At 59.6% G+C, this 17,960-nt stretch carries 20 protein-coding genes; 4 read left to right on the top strand and 16 right to left on the bottom strand.

Annotation, left to right across the window (positions count from 1 at the left end):
- Positions 1-26: 26 nt before the first annotated feature.
- Genes HUN39_RS15185 through HUN39_RS15170 form a run of 4 tightly spaced genes read right to left on the bottom strand, consistent with a single transcriptional unit; the run spans position 27 to position 2,832 of the window.
- Positions 27-1,079 (bottom strand): methyltransferase domain-containing protein, encoded by a 1,053-nt coding sequence (locus HUN39_RS15185; protein ID WP_175095325.1) that lies wholly within the window; start codon positions 1,077-1,079, stop codon positions 27-29.
- A gap of 46 nt (positions 1,080-1,125) precedes the next feature.
- Positions 1,126-1,812 carry an NrsF family protein gene (locus HUN39_RS15180; RefSeq protein WP_175095352.1) on the bottom strand — a complete coding sequence of 229 codons (687 nt, stop codon included), beginning with the start codon at positions 1,810-1,812 and terminating at the stop codon, positions 1,126-1,128.
- A 5-nt stretch (positions 1,813-1,817) separates the two neighbouring features.
- Entirely contained in the window at positions 1,818-2,399 is a 582-nt protein-coding gene (locus tag HUN39_RS15175) for a sigma-70 family RNA polymerase sigma factor (RefSeq protein ID WP_232366125.1), read from the bottom strand.
- A gap of 37 nt (positions 2,400-2,436) precedes the next feature.
- Positions 2,437-2,832: a winged helix-turn-helix transcriptional regulator gene (locus HUN39_RS15170; protein WP_175095324.1), complete on the bottom strand. Its 396-nt coding sequence runs from the start codon at positions 2,830-2,832 to the stop codon at positions 2,437-2,439.
- Positions 2,833-2,953: 121 nt separating this feature from the next.
- On the opposite strand from HUN39_RS15170, the gene HUN39_RS15165 reads away from it, so the two are divergent.
- Together HUN39_RS15165 and HUN39_RS15160 are read left to right on the top strand one after the other, a co-directional pair.
- Complete coding sequence (locus HUN39_RS15165; RefSeq protein ID WP_175095323.1) at positions 2,954-3,169, top strand: tautomerase family protein; 216 nt, start codon at positions 2,954-2,956, stop codon at positions 3,167-3,169.
- 15 nt (positions 3,170-3,184) lie between these two features.
- Positions 3,185-3,760, top strand: a complete 576-nt coding sequence (locus HUN39_RS15160) for a carboxymuconolactone decarboxylase family protein (protein ID WP_175095322.1) — start codon at positions 3,185-3,187, stop codon at positions 3,758-3,760.
- A gap of 624 nt (positions 3,761-4,384) precedes the next feature.
- Here the strand turns inward: HUN39_RS15160 and HUN39_RS15155 are convergent.
- The 11 genes from HUN39_RS15155 to HUN39_RS15100 all read right to left on the bottom strand — a co-directional run bounded on the left by HUN39_RS15155 (position 4,385) and on the right by HUN39_RS15100 (position 15,413).
- Positions 4,385-5,065: a DUF3047 domain-containing protein gene (locus HUN39_RS15155; protein WP_175095321.1), complete on the bottom strand. Its 681-nt coding sequence runs from the start codon at positions 5,063-5,065 to the stop codon at positions 4,385-4,387.
- 20 nt (positions 5,066-5,085) lie between these two features.
- On the bottom strand, positions 5,086-5,868 hold the full coding sequence (locus tag HUN39_RS15150; protein ID WP_175095320.1) for a 3-hydroxybutyrate dehydrogenase: 783 nt from the start codon (positions 5,866-5,868) through the stop codon (positions 5,086-5,088).
- A gap of 26 nt (positions 5,869-5,894) precedes the next feature.
- Complete coding sequence (locus HUN39_RS15145) at positions 5,895-6,635, bottom strand: acetoacetate decarboxylase (RefSeq protein ID WP_175095319.1); 741 nt, start codon at positions 6,633-6,635, stop codon at positions 5,895-5,897.
- Positions 6,636-6,660: 25 nt separating this feature from the next.
- The gene (locus HUN39_RS15140; protein WP_175095318.1) at positions 6,661-7,401 is read right to left on the bottom strand and encodes an acetoacetate decarboxylase; all 741 of its coding nucleotides are present in this window, start codon (positions 7,399-7,401) and stop codon (positions 6,661-6,663) included.
- 13 nt (positions 7,402-7,414) lie between these two features.
- The gene (locus HUN39_RS15135; RefSeq protein ID WP_175095317.1) at positions 7,415-8,677 is read right to left on the bottom strand and encodes a DUF3734 domain-containing protein; all 1,263 of its coding nucleotides are present in this window, start codon (positions 8,675-8,677) and stop codon (positions 7,415-7,417) included.
- Positions 8,678-8,765: 88 nt separating this feature from the next.
- Positions 8,766-9,626: a DUF547 domain-containing protein gene (locus HUN39_RS15130; RefSeq protein ID WP_175095316.1), complete on the bottom strand. Its 861-nt coding sequence runs from the start codon at positions 9,624-9,626 to the stop codon at positions 8,766-8,768.
- 143 nt (positions 9,627-9,769) lie between these two features.
- The gene (locus HUN39_RS15120) at positions 9,770-10,453 is read right to left on the bottom strand and encodes an outer membrane protein (RefSeq protein ID WP_175095314.1); all 684 of its coding nucleotides are present in this window, start codon (positions 10,451-10,453) and stop codon (positions 9,770-9,772) included.
- Between the two features lie 1,244 nt (positions 10,454-11,697).
- Positions 11,698-12,267: a carboxymuconolactone decarboxylase family protein gene (locus tag HUN39_RS15115; protein WP_175095313.1), complete on the bottom strand. Its 570-nt coding sequence runs from the start codon at positions 12,265-12,267 to the stop codon at positions 11,698-11,700.
- A 33-nt stretch (positions 12,268-12,300) separates the two neighbouring features.
- Positions 12,301-12,996 carry a TVP38/TMEM64 family protein gene (locus tag HUN39_RS15110; RefSeq protein ID WP_175095312.1) on the bottom strand — a complete coding sequence of 232 codons (696 nt, stop codon included), beginning with the start codon at positions 12,994-12,996 and terminating at the stop codon, positions 12,301-12,303.
- On the bottom strand, positions 12,993-14,420 hold the full coding sequence (locus HUN39_RS15105) for a dihydrolipoyl dehydrogenase family protein (protein WP_175095311.1): 1,428 nt from the start codon (positions 14,418-14,420) through the stop codon (positions 12,993-12,995). Before HUN39_RS15105 ends, HUN39_RS15110 begins: the two co-directional genes overlap by 4 nt.
- A 3-nt stretch (positions 14,421-14,423) precedes the next feature.
- Positions 14,424-15,413, bottom strand: a complete 990-nt coding sequence (locus HUN39_RS15100) for a radical SAM protein (RefSeq protein WP_175095310.1) — start codon at positions 15,411-15,413, stop codon at positions 14,424-14,426.
- 116 nt (positions 15,414-15,529) lie between these two features.
- On the opposite strand from HUN39_RS15100, the gene HUN39_RS15095 reads away from it, so the two are divergent.
- Together HUN39_RS15095 and HUN39_RS15090 are read left to right on the top strand one after the other, a co-directional pair.
- Complete coding sequence (locus HUN39_RS15095; RefSeq protein WP_332310772.1) at positions 15,530-16,168, top strand: TIGR04283 family arsenosugar biosynthesis glycosyltransferase; 639 nt, start codon at positions 15,530-15,532, stop codon at positions 16,166-16,168.
- 24 nt (positions 16,169-16,192) lie between these two features.
- A complete protein-coding gene (locus tag HUN39_RS15090) occupies positions 16,193-16,795 on the top strand; it encodes a TIGR04282 family arsenosugar biosynthesis glycosyltransferase (protein WP_175095309.1) in 603 nt (200 codons plus the stop codon).
- A gap of 33 nt (positions 16,796-16,828) precedes the next feature.
- Here HUN39_RS15090 and HUN39_RS15085 read toward each other — a convergent pair whose 3' ends face one another.
- A complete protein-coding gene (locus tag HUN39_RS15085; protein WP_175095308.1) occupies positions 16,829-17,959 on the bottom strand; it encodes an adenylate/guanylate cyclase domain-containing protein in 1,131 nt (376 codons plus the stop codon).
- Position 17,960 lies beyond the last annotated feature (1 nt).

The raw sequence follows: 17,960 nt of genomic DNA, 5'->3' as shown, positions 1-17,960 counted from the left end.
CAGCGCAGGCAAGGCGAGCCGAGCCGTCAACAGCAATCTCCCTCACCCTTGTCCCGGGCGCGTTCGCCCATGAAGGGAATGTTCGTCCCGCAGCCGGGAAAGACGCCGTAGTGTGTCGCGAAATCGCCAAAAAAATCGAAATGCGCAGCGAAGCGGCTTTCCTTGAGCATGCGCCAGCTATTGCCGCACACCGGAAAAATCCGTCCTTTCTCGATAGCGTGGTGGCTGTCGAGCGTGAACACATGTTCCGCTTCGGGGACGCCGCCCTTGTAAATCACGGCCTGTCCATAGTCCTCGCAAGCGGGCTCGAGCTCGTCGATTTTGAACAGCCGATAGGTCGCCGAATAGAAACGAGCCGCGCCAACTTTTTCCGCGACTTCGGGATCGGTAATTTCGAGCGGCCGGCTCGTCACCAGACGCGGATCGCCAAAACCGGTGGCCTTCGCCAGCGCGAGGAAATCGCCCCAATAGAGCGCGCCGCCGAGGCATTCGCCATAGACGACGGGGTCGAGGCGCGCCGCCTCGTCGAGGCGCCTGTCGGCATAGACATCGGCGAAATAAAATTCGCCGCCGGGCTTCAGCAGGTCAAACACGCCTTTCAGCACCGCAGGCTTATCGACGGAGAGATTAAGGACGCAGTTCGAGACGACGACATCGAAGCTTCCGGCCTCCAGACCAAGCTCGTTGAGGCGTTCGATATAGCCCTGAAGGAAGCGCACGTTCCTGTGCTTGATGCCAAATCTGTCCATATGCCAGCCAATATGGGCTTGCGCGGTCTCCAACTGTTCCGATGTCATGTCGACGCCGACTACTTCGCCCGACGAGCCGACGAGTTGAGCAAGAGCATAAACGTCGCGCCCCGAGCCACAGCCGAGATCCAGAACGCGGCGACCCTCCAGCAACTCGGGAACAATGAGTCCGCATCCGTAATATTTGGCCAAGACCTCGCTATGAATATTCGCCAGTAGCGCTTTGACCCGCTCCGGAATGTTGTCGGGCGTGCAGCAAGCCTTGGTCTTGAGATCCTCGGAGCCTTGAAGCGTTTTACCGTAGTAATCCTTCACAACCTGAATATTCATGATTTCGCCTTTTCAGCCGGCTCGAGATGATGCAAAAGCGCCACCGCTAGCAGTGAGAATTTCGCTCGTCGTCGACCGGTCCGAGATTAACCGTTCGCCAATACAGCAGACGCCGGCCAAACAGCGCGGCGACGCCCGACAGCGCGATCACCGAGCCAAACTGCCATACGAGCACCATGACGCTGGACTCCTGGCGATGAAACAAGAGCATCGCCGCGGCGCTCAAAGATGCTGCGGCGAGCGTCGCCAAGCAGGTCGTCAGGTAAGGCGCAATAGGCGCGCCTCTACGAACCATGACCAGGATGAGGATCGCGGGCGCGGCGCTTGACGCGACAATCTTCCAGAAGCAACCGAATTCCGGCTCGACAGAAAGACCTTGCGGTCCAAGCAGGCTCCAATCCCGCCAGCAACCTTCTCCAAGAGTCGCCAGCCAGGCGATGAGGAAGGGAAAAGGCGCGAGCCGCTCCCACAGAGGTCGGCCGGGGCATGTCGAGCAGAAAGCTGCTGCTGCGGCCATCATCGACGTCAGCAACGCCGCCGCAATCTCGATTACAAATCGCGGTTCCGTGACTTGTGCGGAAAAATCCGGACGCAAACCTATGGCGAACACCAGACCCGCCGCGTATGCGAGAGAAAGCATGAACCAAGTCGCCGCGCGCCATATTGGGTGGGGCAGACGGCGCACGGGCTCGGCGCATGCGGCGAGACGACGAATGAGTTCCTCGGATTGCATGGCCGTCAATTCTCTCTCTTCATCGCTTCACGCATGGATTTCATGGCCCGGTGCACGCTAACTTTCAGCGACGCAACGCTCTTGCCCGTCTCGATCGACGCCTCCTGGAGCGACAATCCCTTCATCTTCATGAGTTCTACCGCTTCGCGTTGTCCGTCAGGCAACTGGGCCAGGGCGTGTCGAATGGCGTCCTGATCATCGCTGATCTCCTGTTCGCTCTTCGTGTCGTCGCCCGAAAAGGTTTCAGGCATGACGTCTACTGTCGTTTCGTTCGCGCTTCTGGCGGTTCGCCGCCGCGCCGCGTCGATTGTGCGACGGGTGGCTATCGTCATGAGCCAGGGCATGAAGGGGCGCGCCGGGTCATAGGTGTGCCGGACAGTGTGCACTGACAGCAAGACTTCCTGAACGACGTCCTCGACGTCCGGCGCGCGGGGCCATTTGTAGGCGACCACGCGCCTAAGCATGGGGAGAATCTCGGACAACAGCCAGACATAGGCTGCGTTATCGCCGTCTTGCGCGGCGCGCATCAGCTCCTGCCAACGCCGTTCGCGCGCAATTTTCGCGTCGTCGCTTTGCGAATTCGTCATGCCGTTTCCGCCCTTGGTGTGCGTGGCAAGGGAGCGATCAATTACTCGGCGCCCGTGCATCTCTCTCGTTGGAACCGCTGGGCGGTTCAGTCGCGGCGCCTGGCAGTCGCCGTTGAATGTGGGTTTGACCCCATTGGTAAAGTTCTCGCAGCAGCGGCTCGAGCGTGCGTCCCAATTCGCTCAGCGAGTATTCGACCTTTGGCGGCACCTCGGGAAAGACCTTACGCCGGATCATTCCGTCTGCTTCGAGCTCCCGCAGCTGGATGGTCAACATGCGCTGCGTAACATTTGGCATCAGCCGGCGAAGTTCATTGAAACGGCGCGTTCCATCCAACAGCCGGAAGAGGATCGTCGCTTTCCACTTGCTGCCCATGACGTCGAGCGCCGCCTCCAGCGGACAGCAGGTGTAGGTCTGATGACGTTGTTTTCTCATGGCCCACCTCACAGTATATAATTTGATACTATATGAAATATTAGTGCGTACTTGTCCAAATCATATTTACCTGCCTGAATCGCTGCGTCAATCGACAAATAAGCAGATGAGGAGAAGCGACGTGCCACTCGTGAACATCAAGGGAATCAGCGGCTATCTGACGCTCGATCAGAAAAAGGAGCTCATTTCGAAGGTGACGGACGCCGTGTTGTCGGTCGAAGGCGAAGGTCTGCGACAGGCGACTTGGGTCGTTATCGAGGATGTGCCGCCCGGCGCATGGGGAGTCGGCGGTCAGCCGATGAGCGACGGCGATTTGCGCCGTTTGGCCGGACGATAACTAGGGAGACCGCGAATGACGAACACATACCGTATCAAGGAACTCGCCCTGCTCACGATCGAGACCGCGACAGGAAAGGCGAAGTCACTGCTGGAAGCTTCCAAGCGCCAAATGGGCTTTGTCCCGAAAATGTACGGGGCCATGGCGAACCAGCCAGCGCTATTCGAGGCTTATTCCTCGAGCTATGCCGCCTTCCGCCAGGAATGCGGCTTCACGCCGATCGAGCAGGAAATCATCTTCCTCGTCATCAGCCGCTGGAACGGTTGCCACTACTGCATGGCGGCCCACAGCTTCGTCGCCGACCAGATGTCCAAGGTTCCCGCGGATGTGACGGACGCCATACGTGACGGCCGCCCTATCGCCGACCATAAACTGCGGTCGCTCGCAGATTTTGTCGAAACAATGCTCGAAACGAGGGGACGTCCAACCGACGCCGATGCGCGAGCGTTCTTCGCGGCAGGATATAGCGAGAAGAACATTCTCGGCGTCATTCTCGCCATCAGCGTCAAGACCATCAGTAACTATACAAACCACGTTTTTCATACGCCGGTGGACGATGTATTCGCCTCGCGTGTGTGGGAGGCCGCGTGAGGGGCTCAGGCTGACGAGAATCAGATAAAATCCGCGTCCGGTCGATTCCGCTATCTAGAGGGGAACGGCGGGACGCAGCGTTCTTTAACGACACCATAAGCCCGGGCGATGTTAGCAATCGACACGCAAATCACCATCGAGGCGTCCCGGATGATAATCTGGGGCATCCTCACCGACTTCCCTGCGATGTCGCCGTGGAACCCTTTCATTCGGGCAATCTCTGGACCGCTCGCTCCCGGAAACCGCCTGAGCGTGCAAATTGCTCCGCCCGGTCAGGCGGGCATGACATTCAAACCGAGGGCGCTTGTTGTAGAGCGCGGAATGCGAACTTCGCTGGGCCGGCGCGTTGATGGCACGTTGGATTTTCGCTGGCGAGAATTACTTCCTGCTCTATCAGATGGGTCCTTGCGCCACTCGTCTCACACACGGCGAGAGATTCTCTGGACTTTTAGCTCCGCTCATCATGCGAGGATCCATGCTGGCAGCGACGAGGCAAGGCTTCGTCGCAATGAACGACCAGTTGAAAATTCGTGCGGAGCGACATGGCAGCTGAGTTCATCGACGCGATATGGATCAACGAACATCTGGACTACTAGCGATAACCGGGAACTCGAAGGTCAATCACTACCGGCGCGCGTCGACGATGGCGCCAAACAGTGCGGAAGCCGGCTCGTATGTCTGATCGTTGTCGCTGAACACCGCGATGAACTTCAACTCTCCCGGCTCCTTGCCGAAAGCGTTTCTGTAATCGGCGGCGACGTTGCGCTCTTCGACGCGCAAACGGCCAACGTCGGCGCGGCCGCGCAATTGGACATAGGCAAGGCTCTTGTAGCGCTGTGAGCGAACAATCGTTCCAATGGGAATAGGGGTCGCCGTCCACACATAGCCGAGCGTCGGGACGTCGCGATTGAGGAACGACGGCTTGCCGAAGACGAACATCACCATCGCTCCGAAATCCTTGGTTGCGAGCTTGCGCACATCCGCCGTCTCGTGAAGTTGATCGACGCGCCACCGCCAACGGATACGCGTCAGTTGCCCGCCGTCCAGCCCCACCGCTTGATAGACGCCGGAGGCGGATTTTTGTGGAACGCTGCGAAGGAACACGCCTTGCCCGGTCCGCTCGACGTTGAAATCATTGCGGCCAACAAAATCGATCCGCTTCGCTGTCGAGAGCATCCGGGCCGGATCGACCAATACGCTTTCCGCCTTGGCGGCGGAGAGGAGCGCCAGCAACAGCCAGAATGGCGAATAGGTGTGGCGCGCGCCGAGCGAGGCATCTGTTCGTGCATTTTTGTATCGATCCATATCTTTAATTCGGCCGGAACCTATTCCATGAACCAGCCATGACTGACGATCAGCGACTGTCCCGTGAGCGCGTTGGAGTTCGCGCCAGCGAAATACATCACCGCTTCAGCGACGTCTTCCATGCTTGTGAATTCGCAGTCGACCGTTTCCCGCAGCATGACGTTCCTGACGACCTCCGCCTCGCTGATGCCGAGCTCCTTCGCCTGCTCGGGGATCTGTTTTTCGACCAGCGGCGTTCGCACAAAGCCCGGGCAGACCACATTGGCGCGGACGTTGTGTTTTGCGCCCTCCTTCGCCACCACTCGGGCGAGCCCGAGCAGGCCATGCTTGGCCGTCACATAGGCCGCCTTGAGCGGCGACGCCTCCTTCGAATGGACGGACCCGATATAGACGACCGAACCGGCATTGGCGGCATACATATATTTCAAGCAAGCTTTCGTCGTCAGAAAGGCGCCGTCGAGATGAACGGCGAGCATCTTCTTCCATTGATCGAAGGGGAACTCGTGCACCGGATGGACAATCTGAATGCCGGCGTTGCTGACGAGGATGTCGATGCGTCCGTAGACGGCGTGAGCCGCGTCGACGCCGGCATTCACCGCCGCCTCGTCGCTTACGTCCATCTCAAGACCCATGGCGACGCCGCCCAAGGCGACGATCTCGGCGGCGGCCGCCTCTGCCGCATCCTTCTTCAGATCGGCGATGGCCACGCGCGCCCCCTGCGCGGCGAAAGCATGCGCGATCTCCTTACCGATACCGCTCGCGGCGCCGGTGACGACGACGACCTTGTCTTCAAAGCGCTTCATTGGAGGCTCATCCTTTAAATATGCGTTCAGGTGGCGAGATAGTCGTGAACGACTTCGCCGAGATTGAGCGTGAGGTCGGCGAGCAGATGAACGCCAGAGATCACCTCCCGGACGGGAAGATCGGCCACTGGCGCAAGCGCATGCGGATGGAGCTCCAGACTGGCGGGGCCGGTCCAGGCGCCCTTCAGCGCGACGTCGCCAAGCTGGTAGCGGACGAGCTCGCAGATTCGCGGCGTTCCATCGACATGCGGAATGATCTTGAGCAGGAAGCCCGGCTCGCCCAGCGCGCGCGCCGCGGCTTGCGCATCCATCGCGCGGTGTTTGTATCCCATTGCGCCGGACGCGACGCGCACCGGACCATAATCGAGCGAGCCGTAAAGCGTGTCATGCTCGACCGCTAGCGCCGGCGACGCCAACTTCTTGGGAAAGCCCCACAGCTCACGTCCTCCGGCGATCGGCGGGTCGTCGTCGAGGAACATGGCGTGTACATAGCCGCCCATCTCGCCATTGAAGCGCACGGGGATCACCTGGCCGGATTCGGTATAGTCGCCGAAGCCCGTGCTGTCGGGCATGCGGATGAATTCATACTTCACGATAGGGTCGACGATCTCCAGGGGCTTTGGCACGACCTTCTCGAGCGCGGCGCGATCCGTCCGATAGGTGACGATGAGATATTCGCGATCGACGAAGCGATAGGGGCCCGGCGGATAGGACGGGCTATGCAGAGGCATGCAGAAAGCTTGCCTGCGAATGTCATGCGCTTTCATGGCGACGCCCCGGTGATGGAAAATGTCATTGTGCGAGATAGTCGAAGACGACCTCTCCGAGGTCGAGCGTGAAGTCGGCGACGAGATGCACGCCGGCGACAATCTCCAAAACCGGCAGATCGCTCACGGGCGCCAGGGCGTGTGGATGCAGTTCCAGCGCGCGGGGACCGCTCCATGCGCCCCTGACCACAATGTCGCGACGGAAATAGCGAACAAGCTCGCAAATTCGCGGCGTTCCATCGACATGCGGAATGATCTTCAGGAGGAAGCCAGGCTCCTGCAGAATTCGCATAGCTTCCGTCTCGTCGAGCGCGTGATGCTTGTAACCCATGGTGGCCGTCGCCACCCGCGCCGGCCCATAGTCGAGCGTTCCCGCGAGCGTGTCATGTTCCACGGAAAGTCGCGGCGCGGCCAGTTTCTGCGGAAATCCCCATAGTTCGCGTCCGCCGGAAATCGGTCCATGCGCGTCGAGAAACATGCTGTGCGTGTACGCGCCTGGCTGCCCGGCGAATTTTACCGGGATATGCTGCGCGGCGCCGGAATAGCGCCCAAAGCCAGTGCCGCTCTCCATTCGCATGAATTCAAAACGAACGATCGCATCGTCGCTGACAAGCGGTTCGGGTGTCGCTTCTTCTAGCTTCGCGCGGTCCGTGCGATAGGTGACAATCAGATGCTCCCGGTTCGTGTAGCGATGCGGCCCGCGCGTGAAAGAGGGGCTGGCCATCGGCATGGCGAAGGCGGCGCGCTTCACATCCTCGGCATCCATGCTCGATTGCTCCTCAGGCGGGTTTTGCGCCGGCCAGCGCTGGTTGTGCGGCGCGGACCATCCTGGGTAGAGATGCAGGCTCCCGAGCCCTCCCTTCCCCAACCTTTTCTTCGGAGGCGTCCCCTGCGGCCGCGTCGAATTTCGCGGCCAGAATGTCGTGCATCACATCGAAGACGCGGACGCCGATTTCACGCGGCATTGGCGTCAGCCATGGCGATGCATGCAAGGTGGCGCGCGCGTCGGCGAGGCCATGCGCCCAGCGATCGTTCATCAAGGCGCGTTCGAACTCGTAGTCCTTCGACGCGCCCTGTGGTTCGAGCGGACGATAGATGAGCTGGGCGATGTCCATTCTGGTGACGCAAGCATATTCATACAGCTGCTGGGCTTGCTCGGTTTCTTTGATCTCGTCCGGCAGCGTTTCATACAGCTCGTTGATTGCATGGCGAACTTGGTGCCGCTCGTGGAAGCTTTGCGTGCCCACCCTCGTGCGGCTGGAATAGCGGATGTCTTTCTCGCGCTCACTGACTTCTTCAAGATTGTTCGGCAACTGGCCAAAGGCCTGAAAGACATCCACCTGGAAGCAAAGACGGCTGCGACGCGGATAGTAGTCGAGGACATGTTGCAGCGGCGTATTGGAGACGAGGCCGCCGTCCCAGTAATGTTCGCCGTCGATCTCGACGGGCGGAAAGCCTGGCGGCAGAGCGCCGCTGGCCATGACATGCTCGGGGCGAATGGCTATCTCAGCGCTGTCGAAATAGGCGAAGCGGCCTGTCTGCACATTGACCGCGCCGACGCTGAGCCGCATCTCTCTGAGATCGTTAATGCGGTCGAAATCGACGAGTCGTTCTAGCGTGCTTTTCAGCGCGCTCGTGGCGTAATAGCTCATCGGCGAAACGCCGAAAAACCATTCATGCGCCGCGCGCGGCGCGAAGAAACCTGGCTGACCGAACGTCAGCGCGGCAAGTCCGCTCGCCTTTCGCTGCCAGGCGCCGAGCGCGCCGGTCAGGCCCGGCGGCCAAAATGCCGTAGGCGCGGTGATCCCTTCCCAAAACTCGCGTAAACGCGTCACCCGATCGCCCGGAGCGTTGCCGGCGATGATCGCCGCATTGATCGCGCCGATCGAGATTCCCGCCACCCAGTCGGGGGGATATTCCGAGTCCGAGAGCGCCTCGTAGACGCCGGCCTGATAGCTGCCCAAGGCGCCGCCGCCTTGCAGGACGAGCACAACTTTCTTGTCGTAGGAAGCCGGTCGCGCCGGCGCCGTAAGCTTGGTCATCTTCACGCTTCCCTGACTGCAATCTTCTGGTTGCGTCGCTTATCGGAGCGCCACAATGAGAGCCGCCACTTCGTCGCGGCTTTGTGTTTCAGCGCTCGACGTCGTTGAGCGACCAATCGTAACGATTGTCGCTGATCGTTTTCACGCCATCGAGCTTCGCCTTGAGGTCCGGTGCCGCGTATTTGCGCAGATGCGCCAGCACGCCTTGGTCGCTGCCGCCGAAATCTGCCTTGAACCATTCATAGATTGACGACACAACGAGCTTGCCGCGCGTGAGGCTCGCCCCACGCGGATTGTTGACATAGGCTCTCGCAGCGGCGTCGAGCTGAGCGTCGAGCTTCCCGCCGGTGAAGGCGTGGGCATGCAAATTGGGGCAGCCGACGGAGGCGCAATTGACAGAGTAGTGTGCGCGCGCATCCTTGAACAGCGGCCGCAGCACGCCGTGTTCGATGTCGTCCAGACTGAATTCGACGCCCTGCAGCGTCAGAACCTTGGCTTTCCATGGTCCGCCAGTGAACGCAGCGAACAGACCGCCGCCGAGCGAGATGTTCTTGATCGACGACACTGGATAGTGATCGAGCACAATATCGATCGTCTTTGCGTTATAGAGATTGGCGAGATAAGCAAATTGCTCAGCCCGATCGAGTATGCGTGGATCGACGGCTTGCAGCTGAGCGAGGTACTGCTTCAATTCCGCGTGACCGCCTTCTCTGAAGGCGAAATAGTCGACGCGGTTGAGGCCGTTAGCGTCGGGCTTGACATAGGTTTGCAGAAGGCGATCCCAGATCGAATGATCGACCCTTATATGCGCGCCGGCCGCTGCGTCCCGAAAGAGGTCTACGAGTTCGGCGGCGGTTGCTGCGCCGGACATAAATACGAAAAAGCAGATCGCGCGGATAACGACGGAGATACGATTACGCACACCAATTGCTTCGGGGATTCTTTGCATCGCATGATTCTCCTGGAGCTGTTAGGCCACGCCAGAGACGATTGGCTGTCGGATTGTCTGATCGGCTTCGTGCAAGCGGAGCGGGATCGTGTGGTCGAGCGGCGGCGGACGCCATATTCGATTTTTGCCCGCCGCCTCGACGACTAGAATTTCGCCAGGATCGGCGCCGCCGCGAAAAGATTGAAGTGATAATCTACGCCCGCGCGAACGGTGTGGAATCGCGTGTCCCGCCGATCGGCAAGGAAGAACGAGTTCCCCGAGTTGTTGTTCAGGCGCGTGTAGAGATATTCAACCTTGACGGACCAGTTCGGCAGCATCGGCGGCGCCCAGGCTACGCCGCCGCCGGCCGTCCAGCCGGTCTGCGTGTCCGTGAAGCCGCTGAACCCCTGTCTCACCTGGCCATAAGCGAAGCCGCCCGTCCCATACACGAGGAAATGCGGATCGAATGGCGTGACGCCGGCGCGGCCGCGCACAGTGCCAAACCACTCAAGCTTCTGTCGCGAAGAACCGAAAATGTCGCCGAAGAAGCTGCCGCCGTCACGAGTCTTGATGTCGGCGCCTTGAAAATCCGCCTCGACGCCAACAACGAACATCCGCCCAATTTGCTGATCGTAACCAACCTGTCCGCCGCCGACGAAGCCGTTGAAATCGGAGCGTTCGCCGAAACCATAACCAGCGTTCAGACCTGCATGAAGGCCTGTCCATGTGAACGCAGGCGGAATAGGCGCATAGACAGGAACCCCTTTCCTGGAGGGAAGATCAGCAGCCTGCGCCGAGAAGGCGGCGAGAGCGAACGCGAATGCCAAGGGGGAGGTCAGATTCTTCATTGCTTTATTCCTTTCCAGTCACATCGGACATGATATTTCGATCCAACCAGGTCAGCGTCGCGCGTTGACAGATCCAGGATTGGCTTCGACGTCGGGCATTATCGATGCAAGTAAGTTCGTCAGCTGGCGAAGAAAGTTACATATAGGCGTGCGAAGGGGCGCATCGCGATGGACCGACACGTCAACGCGGGCTTCGAGCAGCGTGTCGATCGAACCAGGGGATAGGCGCAAGCGATCTCAACTGAGCCATCACATCAAATCCTGAGCGACGATCAGACGCATCGCCTCGATTGAACCGGGTTGTGGCGCCAATCGATCAGGGTGTGCCTCCGATATATCCTCACGGCCCAATTCTGTTTGGCCCGCCGTTCGATAAGGGCGACGATGGTCTTCCTCGGCAAGGACGGACAATGCTGGGCTTTCTGGCGCGAGCTGATGGGAAAGGGACGGATGACCATGCGCCATGACGACACCTAAATGGTGATGAGCACTGTGACGACGAGGATGACCGCTGCTGCCGCGGCATAGATTGAAAGAGCGGTTGTTATGACGTTCACGAGCGTGCCTCCCTTGGGACCACCGGAGAACTAGAACCCGTCCGGCGATTGTTTCGGCGGGGAGTTCATTTCTCGACTATGGAGTCTTCGAATCGAAGGGCATGGAGGTTTCATCGGGCGGTGACGGCCGGGAACTGTGGAGCGCGAATTCCCCAATGTTTCGCAAGGCGCTGCAACTCGTCGTCTGCGGCGCTCAATTAGCGTGCGGTGTTCCCGCGAGCGCGGACATGTGGGTTACGAAGATGACAAGCGCTGGCGCCCAGCCTTGTTCGCTTGAACCAGGCGTTGAGAGGCTTCAGCACTTCAGCGCGAAAATCGGCGTTCGTACCGAGAAATGATTTGACGCTGATGTTTCGGGAGAAAAATCCGCGAATGCACGCTCACATAGTCCCTTGATCACTCGCGCTACGAGGAACCTCGCCGGGGACTGCTGCCCGAATGGAGGCACGGAAATGCGATGGGTTTGCCCGCCACAGAACTTGCTCGTCCTGCTCCTATGTCCATGCCGAGAGAGCGAGATATTCGCAAAAAGAATGCTTCAATTCGATCGGTGCGTTGGGTAACTGCGCACCTAAAGGCGTGAATAGCCTAATATTGCGGTTGGATCGCGGATCGGCCAAGCCTTTGTCCTGGCTTTGACCGGCCATTTGTGAGCATCGCGTTCCATCGCTAGCGCGGGGTGTTATTTTACGAGTGAGTCTGTGCTGGATCGCGTTGCAGCTTGCAAAAGCCTTGGGGTGGCACGTCGAGCGCCGCGTTGAATTTGGACGACAGATTTTGGAATGCGATCAGGCCGGTTAATTCCACGATGACGTCGTCTTGCCATTGTCGCTTCAGTTTTGCGCGGAACTCTTTGCTAACGCCCGGCTCCGTGACGGTCATTGCTTCGGCGTATTCCAAGGCGAGTTGTTCCTCAAGCGTAAAGAGCGAACTGTCACGCCACGCGTTAAGCGCTTCGATTTTGGCCATGGCGACGCCGCGCTTCGTCAGCGTCGCCGAATTGATATCGACGCAAAATGCGCAGTGATTGATTTGCGAGATGCGCACGGTCACCAGCGATCGAAGCGCCGGCGACAGCGGCGAGGATCGGCAATCCAACGCGCCGCAAAGCAAGGCCACAGCGGCAAAGAGCCAGGGAGTTCGCCCCCACAGCAAGCCGGGGTCGAGGACGCGGCCATAGGTGCGCTTCTGCTTCCAGAAGAAGAGGCGTACGAACCAAGGATATTCCGTGATTTCTTTGGCGGCGACAACGGACATTTTGCGACTTCTGTGGAGATGACGCGAAAGGGCTTAGCGTCTGGCTTCGCGAAAGCGGCGGAGAGCAATCGGCAGAAGCGACAGGACGCCGAGACCGACGAGAGCGGCGATCAGCGTGGGGCTGAAAACATCCTTCAAACGCACCTCGCCGCCCGCGTAGAAGACTTGTCCCAGACTTGCGCCAAACGCCGTGTAAACCGTCGTGCCTGGCACGATGCCGAGGGCCGTTGCCGCCACATATGGCGCAAGACGCATCCCAAGGAGAGCTGGCGCCAGATTCACCGCCCAGAAAGGAAACGCCGGGACGAGACGCAAGAAGAGCAGATAGCTGAAGGCGTCCTTGCGAAAACCTTCGGCCATGCGAGCGAGGAAGGGGCCGGCCCGCGCACGCAGCACGTCGCCAAGCGCCGAGCGCGCGATGATGAACAGCAGCGTCGCGCCCAAGGTTGCTCCAACAACGGTCAGCGTCGCTCCGAACGGCACGCCGAATAGGAAGCCCCCGGCTAGCGTCATGATTGTTGCGCCGGGCAGGGATAATGCGACCACGCCAGCATAAGCGAGGAGAAACCCGATAGCGGCGACGATCGCGTGAGATTCGACAAGAGCCGTGAGCGCCGTGCGATTGTCGCGCAAGGCGTCGAGCGTGAGATAGCGATCAAGGCGAAGCGCGAAAGCCGCTGCGATGAACGCGGCCAGAAGCAGCAAAGGCGCGAGTCGTTTGAAACTCATCCGAAAATCCTCAGGAATCGCACCAATCTTTGAGTGCGGGGAGAGAACAGCGTTGGTGTGTAATAGCTCCCAGCAGATCTTTTGCTGATCTCGCTGAGCGTGGGATAGGGCATAATGATGTTTGCGAGAGCGCCGATCTTCAACCCTTGAGAGATCGCCAGCGTCCAGGGCGCAATCAGTTCGCCCGCATTATGTCCGACGATCGTCGCGCCGAGGACAAGTCCACGTTTGGTCGTCACGGCCTTGAGAAAGCCTTGCGTCTCGCGCTCTGCGCGAGCGCGGTCGTTGTCCTTGAATTCGGCACGCAAAATACGCACGCTATCGCCGTGTCGGTCTTTCGCTTTCGCTTCCGTAAGCCCTACTTGGGCAAGCTCGGGATCGGTATAGGTAACCCAGGGGAACGCCTCCGGCTTATTCTTAGCCGGTAGGCGAAACAGCGCGTTGCGAATGATAATTCCGGCGTGATAGTTGGCCATGTGAGTGAACTGGAGTCCACCGGTCACGTCGCCGGCGGCGAAGATGTGTTTGTTGGTCGTGCGCAGGCGGGCGTCGACCTCGACTCCAGCGGCGGAACAGCGCACGCCTGCGGCATCGAGGCCGAGATTCTCGACATTGGGCTCTCGGCCCGCAGCGATCAGCAGATGTGAGCCTTCGATGCGTTGCTCATCAGCGTCACGACGCAATACGACGGCGACGCCGTCATGTCTTTTTTCGATCCGTGTAATCTCGACTTTCTCAGAAATGTCGATCCCTTCGGCTACGAAGGCTTCTCGTACTACGTCCGCCGCCTCTGTATCGTCCTTCGGGAGCATAGGCCCGATGTCGAGCAGCGTAACTCTTGCGCCAAGTCTGCGGTGCGCCTGCGCCATCTCACAGCCAATCGGCCCGGCGCCAATCACCAGTAGATGGTCAGGGAGTACCGTATTGTCGAAGATCGTTTCGTTGGTAAAATAGGGAGCTTCGTCCAGCCCCGGGATAGCAGGGATAGCGGCGCGGCTGCCGGTGGCAACGACAAAGCGTCGCGCGCGTAAGGTCTTGCCGCCGGCTTCAATCGTCCGCTCGTTGATGAAGCGGGCGCGGGATTGGATCACCGTGCAGCCCAATTCAACGAAACGCTCCACGGAATCATGCGGCGCAATTGACGCGATGACGTCGTGCACATGCGCGATGACGGCCGCAAAATCGACATGCGGCTCGCCGGCTTCGACGCCAAATCGCCTAGCGCCGCGCATGGCTTTCGCCGCCTTGGCCGCCGCCAGAAGCGATTTCGACGGCACACAGCCGGTGTTCAGGCAGTCGCCGCCCATGCGCCCTGCTTCGACCAGCACTGTGCGCGCGCCCATTTGCGCCGCGCCCGCCGCGATCGAGAGGCCGGCCGATCCGGCGCCGATGATGCAAATGTCGTAATTGATTTCTTCGCTCATGATTTATCGCTTGCGAGAGGTGCAGGAGGCGCCGCCGAGCACACAGAAGCGCGCACAATATGCGTGCTTGAGACTGATTGGGCGCATCGACTCGGCCAGGGTCATACCCATTTCGAATGCCTGCGAATAAGGTAGCAGCGTGCATGAAACGACGGTTGGCGCTGACGCACCCTTTCGTTTGATCACCATGCGCGAGCTTGCGCACATGACGTCGCTTGGCGTCACGCCGAGGACGCTCCAACAACCTTCGCTGATTTCAGGAACGCCTTCCTGTGCGTCCATTTCCGGGAACAGGACAAGCTCGGTCGGGTCGTCTGCGCTGGCACGGAGACCGAGTTGTTCGAACAAGGCGCGAAATTCCGCGCGGGTCTCCGTCTCGGTCTCGTCCCACGCCATGCGCGCGGCAATGGACACGTCGAAGCTACTGGCCGCGAGCCAGCGCAGGCCCTCGATCGCAGGTCGCCAACAGTTTGGACCGCGTATTTTTTCATGACCGGCGGACTCGTAATGATCGAGCGACACCCGAAGCGTCAGCTTGCCAGGAAATCGCTCGTTCAAAGCAAGCAGCGCCCCTTTGACGCGCTGCATCGGCTTCATGGCGTTGGTGAGCACAAGGACGCGGTGTCCGGCGGACAAACTGTCCTCGATCATTCCGAGAAAATCCGGGTTCATGAAAGGCTCGCCGCCCGTGAAGCCAATTTCGATTGGCGCGCCGAGTAACTGGCTCACCTCCGCCAAGAATTGGCGCACTTCGCCTCGCGTCAAATAGACGAGTCGATCGTTCTTGGGTGAAGATTCGATATAGCAGTTATGGCAGGTAAGATTGCACAGCGTGCCCGTGTTAAACCATAAGGTCTGCAATCGAACGAAAGGAGCGAAAGCGCGCGGTTCTCCCTTGGCGGTCACCAAGGGATCTACAAATTTCTTCTTTGGCGAATAGGGTTCTGCCAACACGGTTCGCTTAGCCACTGTTGATGAATCTAATGGGTTCATACGTCCGCCCCCGATGACCGATGTCCCTAATTCGAATTTGCGAGGCCAAAGGTTTCACGCTTTCTGACGGACGTAACCTTCCGATGGCCTGGTGCGAAGCTGTCATAGGCCCAATCATGCGATTATCGATCATTATTCCAGTGTTGGACGCCTCGCGAACCCTGCCGAAAACCTTGGCGGCGCTCGCTGGCGATGACGATATCGTCGTCGTCGATGGCGGCTCCATGGATGACTCCGCAGACTGCGCAACTCAGTTAGGCGCTTGTGTCCTTGCTGCGCCCAGAGGACGTGGCTGCCAATTGCAAGCCGGGGCGGAGGCGGCGTGCACTGACTGGCTACTGTTCCTCCACGCCGACACGGTTTTGGACCGGGGCTGGCGGGAGACGATCAATTGCTTTTGCGCCAAAGCGGAAAACCGCGCCAGAGCTGCGGCATTTCGCTTCGCACTCGACGATCCTTCGCCGCAGGCGCGTCGGCTGGAGAGAATGGTCGCCTGGCGCGTGCGGTGGCTAGGCCTGCCCTATGGCGACCAGGGTCTCCTGATTCACCGTGATCTTTATCGAGCGGTCGGAGGTTTTAAACCGCTGCCCTTGATGGAGGATGTCGATCTCGTGCGTCGGATCGGCCGCGCGCGGCTCGTGGCGCTGCCGGTAGCGGCCCGGACGTCGGCCACGCGCTGGCTGGCTTTTGCGCAGCGCGCGCAATCTCGCTTGCCTTGGTCTCTATTATCTCGGCGTTTCGCCGCATGTGATTAAGCGCCTCTACGGCTAATGATATACATGAACGCGCATCTGATCATTTTCACGCGCATGCCCCAATATGGCGCAGGCAAGCGCCGGCTTGCCGCCGGCGTCGGGCCTATGAAAGCTTTGAAATTTCAGCGCGTGATGCTGGTCAACACCCTTCGTCGCCTCGGCGCCGATCCACGTTGGAGCACGTGGCTCGCCGTGACGCCGGATCGTTCCGGACCATGGCCGTCTCGCTTCGGCGTCCTGCCGCAGGGCAGGGGAGATCTCGGCCAGCGCATGGCGCGGGAGGCCAAGGCTCCGCCTGTCGGGCCCGTGCTGATTATCGGCTCCGATATTCCCGGGGTTACGGCTGGCGAAGTGGCGCGCGCATTTCGACTCCTGGGGGATCATGATGCCGTTTTTGGCCCGGCGACAGATGTCGGCTATTGGGCCGTTGGTTTTCGCCGCCGCCCGCGTTTCATCGCCCCCTTCCGAGATGTGCGATGGTCGACGGAACATGCTCTGTCCGATAGTCTAGCGAAGATAGCTGGCGCGTCCGTCGCGATGCTTGACGTTCACGAGGATGTGGATGACGCGGCGTCTCTCTCGCGCCAGTCCGGGTGGGAGTTCCTGTTCGGACGCAACGACCGCTGAAGGCGCCTTTCCTTCAACCGAGCGACTTCGCTTCTATCGAGGCAGGAAAGCGAGATCAACGAGTCGATCGACCCCCGCAATTTCTCGTCCGCGACAACAACGCCATGTTTTGGACGGCGTGTAGCCCTGGGAGCGCGCAAGTTCGAACGTTTCCCAGTTCGCCAACGCCTTCGCCCGCTCAGTCTTGGTGTGTTTTTCAAGTCTGGCGGCAAAATTCACGGCGTCGCCAATAATTGTGTAATCAAGTCGTGTCTTGTCGCCGAGCGCGCCGAACAAGACATCGCCGCTCGAGACCGCCATGCCAATTTCCGGCGCGACCAGGCCGACCTCGATGCGCGCTGCGCGCCACGTAGCGAGTTCCGCGGCAATCGACTCGACGGCTCGAAGCGCATCCGCGGCATAAGTCTCGTTCGCGTCGATAGCGCCAAAGCTCGCGAGGATGCCGTCGCCGAGGAATTTGTCGATAAATCCGCCGTGTCGCTGAACGAGCGGTATAACGTGCTTCTGATATTCGCCGAGCAACTCCATCACGGCCTCTGGAGAGAGCAGGCGGGCGATCTGCGTGAAGCAGCGAAGGTCGACGACGAGCGCCGCCGAGCGCAATTCCGCCTGTCCTGGTTCGATCGATGAGTCAGCGCGGGCAATTTTCTGCGCCACTCCCCTTGCGACAAAGCGAGATAACTCGGTCGCGGCGGCGTGATCGACCGCGCGCCGAACAAGCTGCCGGGTTCTTCGCATGGCGAGACCTAGCACCGCAGTGACGATAAGGATTGAAACTATCTTATCGAATTCTGCGCCCAGCAGAATGCTCGATGACGTCAAATACCGGACGTAATCATGAGTGATCGAAGCAGCGTCAGTTTGCGCCATGATCGCGTACAATAGAAGAACACTCCAGCCGACAGCGCCAGCCACGCCGGTGAGAACAACCCACCGCGCATCGAAACTTAATGTGCGCAGCGCAATGAACACAAAGATATAGAGCAATGTTGGCGCCTTGAGGTAAAAAGCCGGCGCCTGCCCATACTGAAGGTGGAAACTCCAAATTAACAGCGTTAGCCCGGCGACATCGACGATGATCGAAAGCGCGACAAGCCGCTGTTTGAAGCGATTGAGATAGATCAGTATAAGCCTAATGATGACGAATGTGCCGTAAGCGGCCAAA

The sequence above is a fragment of the Methylocystis silviterrae genome (genome assembly GCF_013350005.1).
GTDB classification, from domain to species: domain Bacteria; phylum Pseudomonadota; class Alphaproteobacteria; order Rhizobiales; family Beijerinckiaceae; genus Methylocystis; species Methylocystis silviterrae.
This window is presented reverse-complemented; position numbering and strand designations above follow the sequence as displayed.

Bases quoted from the DNA above. Each gene is read 5' to 3' on its own strand.
- HUN39_RS15185 (WP_175095325.1), bottom strand. From the start codon at position 1,079: ATGAATATTCAGGTTGTGAAGGATTACTACGGTAAAACGCTTCAAGGC.
- HUN39_RS15180 (WP_175095352.1), bottom strand. From the start codon at position 1,812: ATGCAATCCGAGGAACTCATTCGTCGTCTCGCCGCATGCGCCGAGCCC.
- HUN39_RS15175 (WP_232366125.1), bottom strand. From the start codon at position 2,399: ATGACGAATTCGCAAAGCGACGACGCGAAAATTGCGCGCGAACGGCGT.
- HUN39_RS15170 (WP_175095324.1), bottom strand. From the start codon at position 2,832: ATGAGAAAACAACGTCATCAGACCTACACCTGCTGTCCGCTGGAGGCG.
- HUN39_RS15160 (WP_175095322.1), top strand. From the start codon at position 3,185: ATGACGAACACATACCGTATCAAGGAACTCGCCCTGCTCACGATCGAG.
- HUN39_RS15155 (WP_175095321.1), bottom strand. From the start codon at position 5,065: ATGGATCGATACAAAAATGCACGAACAGATGCCTCGCTCGGCGCGCGC.
- HUN39_RS15150 (WP_175095320.1), bottom strand. From the start codon at position 5,868: ATGAAGCGCTTTGAAGACAAGGTCGTCGTCGTCACCGGCGCCGCGAGC.
- HUN39_RS15145 (WP_175095319.1), bottom strand. From the start codon at position 6,635: ATGAAAGCGCATGACATTCGCAGGCAAGCTTTCTGCATGCCTCTGCAT.
- HUN39_RS15140 (WP_175095318.1), bottom strand. From the start codon at position 7,401: ATGGATGCCGAGGATGTGAAGCGCGCCGCCTTCGCCATGCCGATGGCC.
- HUN39_RS15135 (WP_175095317.1), bottom strand. From the start codon at position 8,677: ATGACCAAGCTTACGGCGCCGGCGCGACCGGCTTCCTACGACAAGAAA.
- HUN39_RS15130 (WP_175095316.1), bottom strand. From the start codon at position 9,626: ATGCAAAGAATCCCCGAAGCAATTGGTGTGCGTAATCGTATCTCCGTC.
- HUN39_RS15120 (WP_175095314.1), bottom strand. From the start codon at position 10,453: ATGAAGAATCTGACCTCCCCCTTGGCATTCGCGTTCGCTCTCGCCGCC.
- HUN39_RS15115 (WP_175095313.1), bottom strand. From the start codon at position 12,267: ATGTCCGTTGTCGCCGCCAAAGAAATCACGGAATATCCTTGGTTCGTA.
- HUN39_RS15110 (WP_175095312.1), bottom strand. From the start codon at position 12,996: ATGAGTTTCAAACGACTCGCGCCTTTGCTGCTTCTGGCCGCGTTCATC.
- HUN39_RS15105 (WP_175095311.1), bottom strand. From the start codon at position 14,420: ATGAGCGAAGAAATCAATTACGACATTTGCATCATCGGCGCCGGATCG.
- HUN39_RS15100 (WP_175095310.1), bottom strand. From the start codon at position 15,413: ATGAACCCATTAGATTCATCAACAGTGGCTAAGCGAACCGTGTTGGCA.
- HUN39_RS15095 (WP_332310772.1), top strand. From the start codon at position 15,530: ATGCGATTATCGATCATTATTCCAGTGTTGGACGCCTCGCGAACCCTG.
- HUN39_RS15090 (WP_175095309.1), top strand. From the start codon at position 16,193: ATGAACGCGCATCTGATCATTTTCACGCGCATGCCCCAATATGGCGCA.